Source organism: Azospirillum fermentarium (assembly GCF_025961205.1).
Classification (GTDB): domain Bacteria; phylum Pseudomonadota; class Alphaproteobacteria; order Azospirillales; family Azospirillaceae; genus Azospirillum; species Azospirillum fermentarium.
The window spans coordinates 177437-190127 of the sequence record NZ_JAOQNH010000002.1 but is presented as its reverse complement, the minus strand read 5'-3'; the positions used below and the strand labels follow the sequence as shown (position 1 = coordinate 190127).

Annotated in this window: 14 protein-coding genes; 7 read left to right on the top strand and 7 right to left on the bottom strand. The window is 69.1% G+C overall.

The features are described from left to right. Nucleotides 1–4 precede the first annotated feature (4 nt). A complete protein-coding gene (locus tag M2352_RS15830) occupies nucleotides 5–229 on the top strand; it encodes a ChaB family protein (protein ID WP_264665535.1) in 225 nt (74 codons plus the stop codon). Nucleotides 230–322: 93 nt separating this feature from the next. On the opposite strand, the gene phoU is transcribed toward M2352_RS15830, so the two are convergent. Then, nucleotides 323–1057, bottom strand: a complete 735-nt coding sequence (gene phoU / locus M2352_RS15825) for a phosphate signaling complex protein PhoU (protein ID WP_264665534.1) — start codon at nucleotides 1055–1057, stop codon at nucleotides 323–325. A 170-nt stretch (nucleotides 1058–1227) separates the two neighbouring features. Here phoU and M2352_RS15820 point away from each other — a divergent pair, with 170 nt between their 5' ends. Continuing rightward, the gene (locus tag M2352_RS15820) at nucleotides 1228–2535 is read left to right on the top strand and encodes a pentapeptide repeat-containing protein (protein WP_264665533.1); all 1308 of its coding nucleotides are present in this window, start codon (nucleotides 1228–1230) and stop codon (nucleotides 2533–2535) included. Nucleotides 2536–2563: 28 nt separating this feature from the next. Here the strand turns inward: M2352_RS15820 and M2352_RS15815 are convergent, their stop codons facing one another. The 5 genes from M2352_RS15815 to M2352_RS15795 all read right to left on the bottom strand — a co-directional run bounded on the left by M2352_RS15815 (nucleotide 2564) and on the right by M2352_RS15795 (nucleotide 6851). After that, nucleotides 2564–2950, bottom strand: coding sequence for a hypothetical protein (locus M2352_RS15815; RefSeq protein ID WP_264665532.1), 387 nt, complete (start codon nucleotides 2948–2950; stop codon nucleotides 2564–2566). A gap of 15 nt (nucleotides 2951–2965) precedes the next feature. Next, entirely contained in the window at nucleotides 2966–3814 is an 849-nt protein-coding gene (locus tag M2352_RS15810; RefSeq protein WP_264665531.1) for a TIGR02587 family membrane protein, read from the bottom strand. A gap of 78 nt (nucleotides 3815–3892) precedes the next feature. Continuing rightward, the gene (locus M2352_RS15805; RefSeq protein WP_264665530.1) at nucleotides 3893–4588 is read right to left on the bottom strand and encodes an RluA family pseudouridine synthase; all 696 of its coding nucleotides are present in this window, start codon (nucleotides 4586–4588) and stop codon (nucleotides 3893–3895) included. 239 nt (nucleotides 4589–4827) lie between these two features. Further along, nucleotides 4828–5172 carry a hypothetical protein gene (locus M2352_RS15800; RefSeq protein ID WP_264665529.1) on the bottom strand — a complete coding sequence of 115 codons (345 nt, stop codon included), beginning with the start codon at nucleotides 5170–5172 and terminating at the stop codon, nucleotides 4828–4830. 59 nt (nucleotides 5173–5231) lie between these two features. Continuing rightward, nucleotides 5232–6851: a fumarate hydratase gene (locus M2352_RS15795; RefSeq protein WP_264665528.1), complete on the bottom strand. Its 1620-nt coding sequence runs from the start codon at nucleotides 6849–6851 to the stop codon at nucleotides 5232–5234. A 271-nt stretch (nucleotides 6852–7122) separates the two neighbouring features. Between M2352_RS15795 and M2352_RS15790 the strand changes: the two genes are divergently transcribed. The 5 genes from M2352_RS15790 to M2352_RS15770 all read left to right on the top strand — a co-directional run bounded on the left by M2352_RS15790 (nucleotide 7123) and on the right by M2352_RS15770 (nucleotide 12184). Continuing rightward, nucleotides 7123–7818 carry a class I SAM-dependent methyltransferase gene (locus tag M2352_RS15790; RefSeq protein WP_264665527.1) on the top strand — a complete coding sequence of 232 codons (696 nt, stop codon included), beginning with the start codon at nucleotides 7123–7125 and terminating at the stop codon, nucleotides 7816–7818. Between the two features lie 67 nt (nucleotides 7819–7885). Then, nucleotides 7886–8983, top strand: coding sequence for a 4-hydroxyphenylpyruvate dioxygenase (gene hppD / locus M2352_RS15785; protein WP_264665526.1), 1098 nt, complete (start codon nucleotides 7886–7888; stop codon nucleotides 8981–8983). Nucleotides 8984–9083: 100 nt separating this feature from the next. After that, nucleotides 9084–10286 (top strand): glycosyltransferase family 4 protein, encoded by a 1203-nt coding sequence (locus tag M2352_RS15780; RefSeq protein ID WP_264666348.1) that lies wholly within the window; start codon nucleotides 9084–9086, stop codon nucleotides 10284–10286. Further along, the gene (locus M2352_RS15775) at nucleotides 10279–11247 is read left to right on the top strand and encodes a hypothetical protein (RefSeq protein ID WP_264665525.1); all 969 of its coding nucleotides are present in this window, start codon (nucleotides 10279–10281) and stop codon (nucleotides 11245–11247) included. The genes M2352_RS15780 and M2352_RS15775 overlap by 8 nt, the downstream gene beginning before the upstream one ends. Next, complete coding sequence (locus tag M2352_RS15770) at nucleotides 11240–12184, top strand: glycosyltransferase family 2 protein (RefSeq protein ID WP_264665524.1); 945 nt, start codon at nucleotides 11240–11242, stop codon at nucleotides 12182–12184. The genes M2352_RS15775 and M2352_RS15770 overlap by 8 nt, the downstream gene beginning before the upstream one ends. On the opposite strand, the gene M2352_RS15765 is transcribed toward M2352_RS15770, so the two are convergent. Beyond that, the gene (locus tag M2352_RS15765) at nucleotides 12135–12602 is read right to left on the bottom strand and encodes a helix-turn-helix domain-containing protein (RefSeq protein ID WP_264666347.1); all 468 of its coding nucleotides are present in this window, start codon (nucleotides 12600–12602) and stop codon (nucleotides 12135–12137) included. The two genes, M2352_RS15770 and M2352_RS15765, sit on opposite strands and share 50 nt — an antisense overlap. Between the last annotated feature and the right edge of the window lie 89 nt (nucleotides 12603–12691).

Here is a 12691-nt window from a genome sequence, read left to right as displayed (position 1 = left end):
CCGAATGACCTACCGTAGCAACGCTGAACTGCCCAACGCGGTCAAAACCAGCCTGCCCGCCCCGGCGCAGGATCTTTACCGCTCGGCCTTCAATCACGCCTGGCAGATCTACGGCCGGCCCACCATGCCGAAAACCAGCCCCCGTGAAGCCACCGCCCACAAGGTCGCCTGGGCCGCCGTCCGGCGCCGGTTCGAACAGGTGGGCGACGCCTGGGTGGCCAAGCACTGAACATCGGCCACGGCGTAGCGCCGTGACGCCAAACGGAAAACCCCCGCCCGGCAGGCCGCCGGGCGGGGGTTTCGTTTTTGGGCGTTGCCGGGTTCAGTCCCGCGCGCCGTCCTTGGCCACGGGGGCATCGGCAACGGCAAAGCTGCTCTGGTCGTCCTTCAACCGCTCCTCCGCCGGCAACCGCCCTTCGACCAGGAAGCAGACGTTCTCGGCGATGTTGGTGGCGTGATCGCCCGCCCGTTCGATGGATTTGGCGACGAACAGCAGATGGGTGGCCCCGGTGATGTTCTGCGGCGATTCCATCATATAGGTCAGCATTTCGCGGAACAGCGCGGTGTAGGCATGGTCCACGGCGCTGTCGCGGTCGCGCACGGCCTTGGCCAGCGTTGCGTCCTGGGTGACGTAGGCGGTCACCACGTCGCGGATCATGCCCTGCACCGTCTCGCCCATCCAGGCCAGCGAGGCCACCGGCGGCGCCACCGGCAGGGAGGCCAGGGTCACGGTACGCTTGGCGATGGAGCGGGCGAAATCGCCCAGCCGCTCCAGATTGGACGACACCTTGAACGCGGCCACGATTTCCCGCAGGTCGCGGGCCATGGGCTGGCGCAGGGCCAGCATGCGCACGGCCATGGCTTCCACCTGGGTTTCCAGGCGGTCGATTCCCACATCCCCCTCGATCACCGCCGCCGCCGCCGCGGTGTCGGCGTTGGTCAGAGCGTGCATGGCCTGACCGAACTGGTTTTCCGCCAGACGGCCCATATCTTCGATCATACGCTGAAGCTGCTTCAGCTCCGCATCGAACGCGGCGACGGTGTGTCCGCCTCCCATTTCTCCCTCCAACGGCTCCTGCGTCGTCCCCGGCGTTTTTTTGAATCGGGCCGGGCTTAACGATTAGAACAGATTGTTTTAAGAAACTAGCCTTCATATAGGATGTTTCCGCCACAGGCACGCCGGTTCCTCACCGGCTGCGCGGCGGCTCGCAACCGGGACGACCTCTGATGACGCCACACGAGTTGGTCGCTGTGCTGGAAAAGCACGAGCGCTGGCTGAAAAACCGCCAGGGCGGCGCCCGCGCCAACCTGACCATGGCCAATCTGGAGGGGGCCAACCTGTCCGGGGTCAACCTGACCTCGGGCAAGCTGTCGGGCGCCAACCTGTCCCATTGCGATCTCAGCAACGGCAACCTGACCCAGGCCGACCTGTTCGCCGCCCACCTGACCAAGGCGGACCTGAGCGGCTGCAACCTGACGCGCGCCGACCTGCGCGGCGCGCGGATGCGGGGGGCCAAGCTGAAGCGTGCCATCCTGAAGGAAGCCGACCTGCGCGGCGGCGCCCTGCTGTACGGTGGCGGCGGAAGCGGGGGCAAGGGGCTGGATTTCGTGCGCTCCGACCTGACGGGCAGCGATTTCGACGATGCCTCCATGACCGACGCCAACCTGTCGGGTGCGGACCTGACCGACGTGTCCATGAACGGGGCCGATTGCGAAGGGGCGCTGCTGACCGGGGCGACGCTGATCCGCTCGGCCATGAAGAACTGCAACCTGACCCGTGCCGACATGCGCGGCTGCAACCTGTCCGGCGTCAACCTGTCGGGGGCGGTGCTGCGGGACGCCAACCTGACCGGCGCCATGCTGGCCGGGGCCAACCTGCGCAACGCCGACCTGCAGGGCGCCAAGCTGGAAGGGGTCGATCTTGCCGGGGCCGACACCACCGGCGCCAATCTGGCCCGCTCGGCGGAAAATTTCTCGATCCAGATCCAGGAAGCGCTGCACAACCACTACACCTGGATCAACACCAACGGGTCCATGGGCACACGGGCCGACCTGACCGGGGCCGACCTGTCGCACATCGACCTGCACGGGGTGAACCTGTCGGGCGCCACCCTGCGCCGCGCCATCCTGTCCCACGCCAAGATGCGCGACAGCCTGCTGATCATGTGCGACATGTCCGACGCCGACCTGCGCGAGGCGGATTTCACCGGCGCCATCCTGGACGGCGCCAACATGCGTGGCGCCAACCTGACCGGCGCTCGGATGGATGGGGCGGGGATCGGCTGGGTCGATATAAAGGGGCCGGACGGGCGGCCCACCGGACGGCTGTGGGCCGCGAACCTGACCAATTGCCGCCTGATCGGGGCCTCGCTGGTGCGCACCAACCTGCGCGGGGCCAATCTGGCCGAATGCGATTTCACCAGCGCCGATCTGACCGGGGCGGTGCTGACCGACGCCAACGTGCGCGACGCCAGCTTCACCGGCGCCAACCTGACCGGCGCCAGCCTGCCGGTCCTGCATGACCCCGACGACTGATTGACCCGGCCACTGATCGGCCCGGCTCTTACGGATCCCTGTACCCGATGGCCCGCACGGTCAGGGTGCCGCCAGCAGGATCGGAACGGAAGAACACCCCGCCCGTGCGCCGGGAATCCGCCGGGATATAGTCGAAGGTGATGGTCACCCGTTCCGGCGGCTGGCCGGGACGGGACAGCTCCGCCACCACAGCCACCTCCGCCGCCGTGGTGCCGCCGTGGTTGTCGGCACGCACCAGCGCCCGCCAGCCATCGTCCAGCCGGTCCACCCGCACCACCGCCGCCGCCACGTCGGGGGGCGAATCAGCGGACAACGCCGCGTTCCAGACCAGATACCCCACCGCCGCCAGCAGGAGCGCCCCACCGGCGCAGGCCGCCGCCCATTCGGTCCGGGGAATGCCGGAGTCCTCGGCCATGGCGCTTTCCTCCCTTTACAGAATGAGCCGTGCTGCGGCGGCCCCCATGGCACCGGGAAAGGCCAGCACCGCCGCCACCGTCAGCGCCGGGGCCGCACCCATGCCGTCCAGCGCGCCGAAGCTCCACAGAACGTACAGGCACACCAGCAGCACCAGGGCGTAGCCGGCCACCGTGTAGCGCAGGAACAGGCTGAGGAACGAGGTGCCCTCGGGAAAGCGCCCCTCCTCCCCCCGGAAATGCACGGCGTAGACGAAGGCGTGCATCAGCCCCAGCGTCACCGCCACCATCACCGGCGCCTGCCACGGGGACATCTGATAGGCGATCAGTTCCACCTCCTCGGTGGGGGCGACGTTGAGCGCCAGGAACAGGGCGCCGATCACCATGATGAGAAGCTCTTCGCCGTAATGGCGGATGCGGCGCCCGTCGGTGCGTTCCTCGGTGCGCTGGCCGAACTGGTTCTGCGCCAGCATGGCCCCCACCGCTCCGGCAAACGCCTGCAAGGAGACCTTGCCGACGATCTCGTCCAGCCCCATGCCGGCCCCGACCACCCCGAACAGCAGCAGCATGGCCCCCGCCGACAAAAACCCCACGGCATAGGCGGCGGCGCTGTCCACCACGTCGTCCTGCCAGCCGAAGGTTTCCTCGAACCCGATGTAGTGGGACAGGCCCACCAGCAGCGGCAGCCCCACCACCAGCAGCAGCGCCAGCCGCAGCCGGTCCATGGTAAAGCCCAGCGACCACATCTCCATGGTCATGAACAGGGGCAGGGAAAACAGGATGGCCCCGCCGAACGCCCGCGCCAGCCCGGCCAAAAACCGCCGTTCCGCCTCGGCCCGGCTGCGGCACGCCTCAATGGTGGTCATGGGAAAAGCGCAACCGCCGCTGTTGAACCCGCACGGGTAACGCAACAGCCGGCGGCCGGGGTCCGGGCGCGGAGGGGATTATCCCCCGGTGGTAAACCCGCAGGCCGCAAGCGCCGCCGCCATATGGGGCGGCACCGGCGCCACCGCACCGACCGCATCGCGCTTGGGGTACAGCGGCAGGCTGATGGCGCGGGACAGCAGGTGCATGGGCGCGCCGGGCCGACCGGATTCGGCGGTGGCATACTGCGGGTCGCCCAGCAGCGGGCAGCCCAGCGCCGTGGCGCAATGCACGCGGATCTGGTGGGTACGCCCGGTGTGCGGCGTCAGTTCCAGCCATGCCAGCCCGTCCGCCTGCCCCAGCACCGTGTAATCGGTGACCGCACTCTGCCCGGTTTCGTCCACCACCATGCGCCAGCCGTCGCGGCGGGTGGAGATCTTGAGCAAGGGTGCTTCGATCCGGCCCTGGGGTTCCGTCGGCACGCCCACCGTCACCGCCCAATAGGTCTTGGCCGCGCGCCCCTCGGAAAACAGCTTGCCCAGCCGTCGCAGCGCCTTGGGGTGCCGGCCCAGCACGAGGCACCCCGCGGTGTCGCGGTCCAGCCGGTGGGCCAGGGCCGGCGGCTTGGGAAAGCCGAAGCGCAGGGCGTCGAAGCTCTGTTCCAGATTGGGGCCGCCGCCCGGCCCCTGGTGGACCGGAATGCCGGCGGGCTTGTCGATGATGAGAACCAGCCCGTCGCGGTAAAGAACGCGGGCCTGCAACTCGTCCGGTGTCATGATGTGAGAATCCGTCAGCCCGACCATTGGCCCCGTGGATGCGCACCATGTCAGGGGCGCCTTGCCCCCGACACCCCGGGCAAGGGCCGACGGCCCTTGCATCCCATTGATGGGGTACAGGGGCCGTCAGCCCCTGTCGGGAAGCGTTGAGGGGCGACGCCCCTCAACACCCACCGCGCATTCGCAGGAATGCGGCGAGCCTAAAGGAGAGGAAAGTCCCAACGCAACCGGCTTCCTCCTTATTCCTCATCCTCGTCGTCGCCTTCCGGCGCCGGTTCCAGGCTCAGCACGTCGGGGCGCAGCGTGGCCAGCGCGCGCAGCACGGCCGCGGCCTGCTCGGCACTCACCCCCGCCGTCTCGGCCACGGCACCGGAGAGGGCATCGTCCACCAGCGGCGCCCAGGGAACACGGCGGCGGATGGCGCGGATCTCTTTTTCGATGGCTTTGCGTTCGAGGGCCACGTCGTTGGAATACTGCGTCTGGTAGCGCATGGAAAAGTCGTGAAGCCGGCGGTTCACGATCACTTCGGCGGCGAACAGGGCGCGGCGCTGGGCGTCGGCGGCGCGGGCGGTATCGGACGGCATGGTTCCTCCATAAGGAAACGGCCCCCGCCCTGTGTCTGGGCGGGGGCCGCGGGTGGCGTTTAGCTGAGCTTCAGCTCCTGGAAGAAGTCATTGCCCTTGTTATCGACAATGATGAAGGCGGGGAAATCCTCCACCTCGATCCGCCAGATGGCTTCCATGCCCAGTTCGGGGTATTCGATGCACTCCACCTTCTTGATGCAGTTCTGGGCCAGGCCCGCCGCCGCACCGCCGATGGAGCCGAGGTAGAAGCCGCCGTGCGTCTTGCAGGCCTCGGTCACTTCGCGCGAACGGTTGCCCTTGGCCAGCATGACCATGGAGCCGCCCGCCGCCTGGAACTGATCGACGAAGCTGTCCATGCGCCCCGCCGTGGTCGGCCCGAAGGAACCCGACGCATAGCCCGTCGGCGTCTTGGCCGGGCCGGCGTAATAGATGGGGTGGTTCTTGAAATAGTCGGGCAGCCCCTCGCCGGCGTCCAGACGGGCGCGCAGCTTGGAATGGGCCAGATCGCGGGCGACGATCAGCGGGCCGGTCAGCGACAGGCGCGTGCGCACCGGGTACTGGTTCAGGGTTGCCAGGATCTCGGCCATCGGGCGGTTCAGGTCGATCTTGACCACCTCGCCCGCCAGCTCGTCGCCGATCTCCGGCAGGTACTGGGCCGGATCGGTTTCAAGCTGTTCCAGATAGATGCCGTCGCGGGTGATCTTGCCCACCGCCTGACGGTCGGCGGAGCACGACACGCCGATGCCGATGGGCAGCGAGGCGCCATGGCGCGGCAGACGGATCACGCGCACGTCGTGGCAGAAATACTTGCCGCCGAACTGGGCGCCGATGCCCATGTTCTGCGTCATCTTATGGATTTCCGCTTCCATCGCCAGATCGCGGAAGGCGTGGGCGTCGTCCCCGCCCTCGGTCGGCAGCGCGTCCAGGTAACGGGCAGAGGCCAGCTTCACCGTCTTCAGGTTCTGTTCGGCGCTGAGGCCCCCGATCACCACCGCCAGGTGGTAGGGGGGACAGGCCGAGGTGCCCAGATAGCGGATCTTGTCTTCCAGGAACTTCAGCAGCCGGTCAGGCGCCAGCACCGACGGGGTGGCCTGATGCAGGAAGGTCTTGTTGGCCGACCCGCCGCCCTTGGCCATGAACAGGAACTTGTAATAGTCCTCGCCCTCGGAATAGATCTCCACCTGCGCCGGCAGGTTGGTACGGGTGTTCTTTTCCTCGTACATGGAGATGGGCGCGAGCTGGCTGTAGCGCAGGTTGCGCTTCAGGTACGCGTCGCTGGCTCCGGCGGACAGCGCCGCCTCGTCACCGCCCTTGGTCCACACCCGGCGGCCCTTCTTGCCCATGATGATGGCGGTGCCGGTGTCCTGGCACATGGGCAGCGTGCCGGCGGCGGCGATGTTGGCGTTCTTCAGCAGGTCCAGCGCCACGAACTTGTCGTTGGCCGAAGCTTCGGGGTCGTCCAGGATCGCGCGCACCTGCTTCAGATGGCTGGGGCGCAGCAGATGGTTGATGTCGGCGAACGCCTGCTCCGCCAAAAGGCGCAGCCCTTCCGGCTCAACCTTCAGCACCTCCTCCCCGTCGAACTCCACGACGGAGACGTAGTCGGAGGTCAGCTTGCGGTATTGCGTCTCGTCCTTGCCGAGCGGGAACAGGGTGGCGGGAGTCACGGCGTCGGGCATCGGGGCGTTCCTTATGGTCTTGACATGCCATGGTGCGCGGCCCCGCCGCGGCGTGCAGGATTCGTGATGCCGGGGCGGGGGAATGTGCGGCACCCCTTATACACCCTTGACGGCGCCAGACAACGCCGCCGGACGGCGGTTCGCGTATTATTGTACGCTCAACGAACTGTCAACATGCTCCGTTTAGAAGGAATTTCTAATGTTGTGGCGTGACGGCCGGTGACGTAAGGTCACCCCCTGCCTGCGTCACACCATGAAAGGATTCCCCGCCATGACCCCGCCCGTCCGCCGCCGTGCGCTGGATGTGATCGCCGACCACGTGGACCTGCCGGGCCGCCGCATCGCCGATATCGGCTGTGGCGACGGTGGGCTGGTGCGCGCCCTGACGGCGCTGGGTGGCGCGGTGACCGGGGTGGAATGCGGTGCGGAGATGCTGGCGCGCGCCCGCGCCGCCGCCCCGGCGGGCAACGAGACCTATAGAGAGGGGGTGGCCCAGGCGCTGCCCCTGCCCGACTCCGCCATGGACCGGGTGGTGTTCATGAACAGCCTGCACCATGTGCCCCTGGAATGCATGGACGCGGCACTGTGCGAGGCGGCGCGCGTGCTGGCCCCCGGCGGCATCGCCCTGGTCAACGAACCGCTGCCGGAGGGGGATTTCTTCCAGGTCACCCGGCTGGTGGAGGACGAGGAGGCGGTCCGCGCCGCCGCCTATGCCGCCGTCAAGCGCGCCTGTGCCGCCGGCCTGTTCCGCGAGCAGGCGGAGGTGATCTACCTCAACCCCGTGCGCCTGGACAGCTACGAGGCGTTCGCCACCCGCATGGGCCTGATCGACCCTGAGCGCAAGGCGCGGGTGGCGGCGGGGGAAGCGGTGCTGCGCGAACGCTTCCACGCCCTGGCCCAGGTGCGCGACGGCGCCTTCTTCTTCGATCAGCCGGCGCGGCTGTCGATTCTGGTGAAGGCGGGCTGATCGGCTTTGCCGCGGACGGCGGCACCTCCCATCTTTTGTCCAAACAACGGACGATGGGAGGTTCCCCATGGGCACGCGCCGCATGGCCGCGATGATTTCCGACCTGAACCCGATGGGCACCGACGGGTTCGAATTCGTCGAATACACCGCCCCCAACCCCGCCGAGCTGGGGGGCCTGTTCGCCCGGCTGGGCTTCCGCCCCGTGGCCCGTCACCGGTCGAAGGACGTGACCCTGTGGCGGCAGGGGGGCGTCAATTTCATCGTCAACGCCGAGCCCGACAGCTTCGCCCAGGCGTTCGCCCGCGTTCACGGCCCCAGCATCTGCGCCATGGCCTTCCGGGTGGCCGATTCCTCCCACGCCTACACCCGCGCCCTGGCGCTGGGGGCGAAGGGTGTGGAGGGAAAGACCGGGCCGATGGAACTCAACATCCCGGCTATCCGGGGTATCGGGGGCAGCCTGCTCTATCTGGTGGACCGTTACGGCAGCCACAGCATCTATGATGTGGATTTCGAGTTTCTCGACGACGCCGGACCGGCGGAGACCGACGGCGCGGGGCTGCTGGGCATCGACCACCTGACCCACAACGTCCACCGCGGACGGATGGACCAGTGGGCGGATTTCTACACCCGCCTCTTCAACTTCCGGGAAATCCGCTATTTCGACATCGAAGGCAAGCTGACGGGCATCAAGTCCCGCGCCATGACCAGCCCCTGCGGCAAGATCCGCATCCCCATCAACGAATCCGCCGGAACCGGCGGCAAGGACCAGATCGAAGAATATCTCGATGCCTATCACGGGGAGGGAATCCAGCACGTGGCCCTGTCCAGCGGCGACATCTACGGCACGGTGGAGCGGCTGGCCGCCGCGGGCACCCGCTTTCTGGACGCGCCCCCCGCCACCTATTACGAAATGCTGGACGAACGCCTGCCCGGCCATGGGGAGGACGTGGCGCGGCTGATGCGCGACGGCCTGCTGATGGACGGGGCGCCGGGGGGCGGACGGCTGCTGCAGATCTTCACCGCCCCGGTGATCGGCCCGATCTTCTTCGAGATCATCCAGCGCAAGGGCGACGAGGGCTTCGGCGAGGGCAACTTCCGCGCCCTGTTCGAAAGCATCGAGCGCGACCAGATCCGCCGGGGGGTGCTGCAGGACTCCAACCCGTAAGTCCGCGCGGCAGGGGCACGGACACCACAACGGTATAGCTTCGCCGCAACGGCAATGGCATACTTATGGATGCATTCGCCGAGGAGGAGAGCCGTTGCTGGTGTCCTGCGCTCCGCCGTCCATCCTGTTTCTCAACCGTGTGTTTCCCCCGGACCACGGGGCCACCGGACGGCTTCTGGCCGATCTGGCCGGGCGGATGGCCGCCATGGGCTGGCGGGTGACGGTGGTGGCCGACGGTGGCGGCCCGTCCGATCCGCCGCCGGGGGTGGCCGTGCGCCGGGCCGGCGGTTCCGGTGTGGCGGGGGCCGCGTCCATGCGCACCTATGGTGCCTGCCTCGCCCGGCTGACGGCGGCGGCGTTGCGGGTGGAGCACCCCGACGTCATCGTCACCATGACCGATCCGCCGCTGCTGGCCCTGGCCGGGCCGGTGCTGGCGGCACGGTTCGGCGCGGAAGGCGGAAGGCCGGTTCGGCTGCTCCATTGGTGCCAGGATCTCTATCCCGCCCTGCTGCCGGTGCTGGGGCGTCCGGTGCCAGGCCTTCCCGTCTGGAACCGCCTGATGGGGCGGGTGCTGCGGGGCTATGACGGGGTTGCCGCCATCGGCGGCTGCATGGCCGCACGGCTCGCCGGGCTGGGGGTTCCTGAGGACCGGCTGACGGTGCACCCCAACTGGGCCGACCCCGCCGTGCATCCGGTGACGGACGGCGCGTTCCGGCAGCGCCACGGCATTCCCCGGACCCGTTTCGTCGCCCTCTATTCCGGGACCATCGGTCTGGCCCATCCCATGGGGGCGGTGGTGGACGCCGCCCGCCGGGTGCCCGCGGCCCTGTTCGTGATCATCGGCGGCGGGCGCGGAGCGGCAGCCCTGGAGCGGGCCATGGGCAGCACCCCGCCGGACAACCTGTGGCGCCTGCCGCTGGAGCCGGCGGAAGGGGTGGCGGACAGCCTGTCGGCGGCGGACGTGCACCTCGCCACCCTCGACCCGCGGGCCGAGGGGCTGATGGTCCCGTCCAAGGTGACGGCGGCGGTGGCAGCCGGACGTCCGTGCCTGTTCCTCGGCCCCGGTGGCAGCGATGCCGCACGGCTGGCGCTGAGCGGGGGCGGGGCGGTGCTGCCACCCCACGACGGTGCCGCCTTGGCCGCGGCGGTGACGGAACGGATGGCGGGCGGGGGCTCCCCGATGCCCGCCGCCGTGCCTCTCCTTCCCCCGGCGGACCGGGCCGCCCGGACGCTCGCGGCCCTGATGATGCCGGACCGGGCCGGCACGCCACAGGCATGGCGCTGGAGGGCACGGCATGGCTGACACCGGCACCGCCACGGCCCCCCGCGCAGCGGCCGGGGCCGGAGACGGCCAGCCGGGCGATGGGCTGCGGGCGGTGGCGAGTGCCGCGGCCCAGGGATGGCGCACGGTGGCCGCGACGGTGCTCTTGTGCGTGCTGGCGGCGCTGGCCGGGCTGTGGAGCGTGGAGCCGCACTACACCGCCGTCCTGGTGACCGGTCCCACCGCCCGCACCGGGGTGGCCGGCATGGGCACACGGGTGCCCGCGGCCGGAGGCCAGGCGTTCGGGCTGGCCGAGCCGGGGGCCGCCGAGGAAACCCTGTCGGATTTCACCCGCTTCCTGCACCTGCTGACCTCCGCTCCCGTGGCTCAGGCGCTGATGGAGGATCCGGGGGTTCTGCCCCGTCTCTTCCCCAGCCGGTGGGATGCCGCCGCTGCCGCGTGGCGCCCGCCCGGCGGGGCGGCAGCCCTGATGCGCCGTGCCCTTCTGACGCTCAGCGGGCGGGAGGAGCCGGTGAAACCCGACGCCGGCATGGTGGCGGCGTGGCTGCGCACGGCGTTGATGATCGAGCCGGTGGGAACCACGCCCATGCGCCGGCTGCGGCTGCGCCATCCCGACCGGGCTTTTGCCATGGCCTTGCTGACACGGGTGATGGACCTCAGCGACGGTCATCTGCGGCGGGAGGCCGAACGGCGCAGCGCGGCACAAACCGCCTATCTGCGCGAAGTCGTCAGTGGCGCGCCGGGACGCGACGACACCCGGCAGGTCTTTTCCCAGATGCTGGCGGATCAGGAACGGATCCAGGTGATGCTGCGGGCCGGGCTTCCCTTCGCCGCCGACCCCATCGAACCGGCCAGCGCACCGCCGCAGCCCGACTGGCCCGACCCCGTGATCGTGCTGCCGGGCGCCCTGGCGGCGGGGGTGCCGCTGGGCATCGTCCTGGCCGCGGCCCGTGCGGCATGGCGACGGCGGCGTGATGGCTGAGCGGCGCATTCCGGTGTCGGTGGTCATCATGACCCGCGACAACGCCGCCACCCTGCCGTGGTGCCTGGAGCCGCTCGCCGCCTTCGCCGAGGTGTTCGTGGTGGATTCGCACAGCACCGACGGCACGCCCGCTCTTGCCGCCGCCTGGGGCGCGCGGGTGGTGCCGTTCCACTGGAACGGGGGGGCGCCGAAAAAGAAGCAATGGTGCCTGGACACCCTGCCGTTTGCCCATCCCTGGGTGCTGTATGTGGATGCCGACGAGCGGCTGACACCGGAATTGGCGGCGGAAATCGCCGTGCTGATGGACCATGGTCCAGCCCATGCCGGCTATTTCATCACGGGCCGCCCGGTGTTCTGCGGGGTGCCGCTGCGGTTCGGCGCGGTCAACCGCAAGCTGGCGTTGCTGGACCGCCGCCGCGCCCGCTTTCCCCCATGCCCCGATCTGGACCTGCCGGGCCTGTCCCTTCCCGGCGTGACCGGGACCGGAGAGGTGGAGGGGCATTACCAACCCATGCTGGACGGCACCGCCGGGCGGTTGCGGCACCCGTTGTGGCATGGGGACGCGCGGCCGCCCGCCCTGTGGTTCGCACGCCACAACCGCTATTCCGATTGGGAAGCGGCCATGGCCGCCGCCGGGCGGACCGGTGCGTTGCGGGCCGGGGAAGGGCCACGCCGCCGATGGCTGAAACGGCTGTTCGCCGTGACGCCGCTGCGCCCGCTTGCGGTGTTTTTCCACAGCTATGGGCTGCGGCTGGGCTTTCTGGATGGCCGGGCCGGATTCGATTATGCCTTGGCCCGTGCGTTCTATTACTGGCAGGTCGGGGTGAAGCGGCGGTATCTGGCCACCGCTTCACCCCGCCAGGACGGCACCGTGCCGTTACCGCCCGTTACTCCGCCGCCTGGGCGTATTCGCGGGCTTCGCCGCCCAGCGCCTTGACCAGATCGAAGGTGCGCTTGCGCACCGAGGAATCGTTGATCCGGTAATAGGCGCGCACCAGTTCCAGAGTTTCCCGGCGGGCCATGGATTCGAACTCGTCGGTCTCGCTGGCCGCCGGCTCGTCTTCCACCAGCACGGTGTCCGCGGGGGGCAGCTCTTCGAAGAAATAGCTGACCGGCACGCCCAGAACCTGGGACAGGTTGAACAGGCGGCTAGCGCTGATGCGGTTGGACCCGCGCTCGTACTTCTGAAGCTGCTGGAAGGTGATGCCGACCGCTTCACCCAATTTTTCCTGGCTCAGCCCCAACAGGGTGCGGCGCAGACGCAGGCGGGCGCCCACGTGGATGTCGATGGGGTTCGGCCCTTCGCCACGGCGGGACAGGGTGTGGGCGGGCGGCAGGGAGTTCTTGCTGTTCATGGTCATGGGATGGCGGCCCTTCGCAAGGGTTGGCAACGGCACAAATGACGTTTCGGCACCAGACGCCGCAGAGAAACCGGCAGCGTCCT

Coding starts and splice junctions, on each gene's coding strand:
- M2352_RS15815 (WP_264665532.1), bottom strand. CDS start 2,950: ATGGCCGAGGACTCCGGCATTCCCCGGACCGAATGGGCGGCGGCCTGC.
- M2352_RS15810 (WP_264665531.1), bottom strand. CDS start 3,814: ATGACCACCATTGAGGCGTGCCGCAGCCGGGCCGAGGCGGAACGGCGG.
- M2352_RS15790 (WP_264665527.1), top strand. CDS start 7,123: ATGACCCCGCCCGTCCGCCGCCGTGCGCTGGATGTGATCGCCGACCAC.
- M2352_RS15800 (WP_264665529.1), bottom strand. CDS start 5,172: ATGCCGTCCGATACCGCCCGCGCCGCCGACGCCCAGCGCCGCGCCCTG.
- M2352_RS15820 (WP_264665533.1), top strand. CDS start 1,228: ATGACGCCACACGAGTTGGTCGCTGTGCTGGAAAAGCACGAGCGCTGG.
- phoU (WP_264665534.1), bottom strand. CDS start 1,057: ATGGGAGGCGGACACACCGTCGCCGCGTTCGATGCGGAGCTGAAGCAG.
- M2352_RS15765 (WP_264666347.1), bottom strand. CDS start 12,602: ATGAACAGCAAGAACTCCCTGCCGCCCGCCCACACCCTGTCCCGCCGT.
- M2352_RS15770 (WP_264665524.1), top strand. CDS start 11,240: ATGGCTGAGCGGCGCATTCCGGTGTCGGTGGTCATCATGACCCGCGAC.
- M2352_RS15775 (WP_264665525.1), top strand. CDS start 10,279: ATGGCTGACACCGGCACCGCCACGGCCCCCCGCGCAGCGGCCGGGGCC.
- M2352_RS15805 (WP_264665530.1), bottom strand. CDS start 4,588: ATGACACCGGACGAGTTGCAGGCCCGCGTTCTTTACCGCGACGGGCTG.
- M2352_RS15830 (WP_264665535.1), top strand. CDS start 5: ATGACCTACCGTAGCAACGCTGAACTGCCCAACGCGGTCAAAACCAGC.
- M2352_RS15795 (WP_264665528.1), bottom strand. CDS start 6,851: ATGCCCGACGCCGTGACTCCCGCCACCCTGTTCCCGCTCGGCAAGGAC.
- hppD (WP_264665526.1), top strand. CDS start 7,886: ATGGGCACGCGCCGCATGGCCGCGATGATTTCCGACCTGAACCCGATG.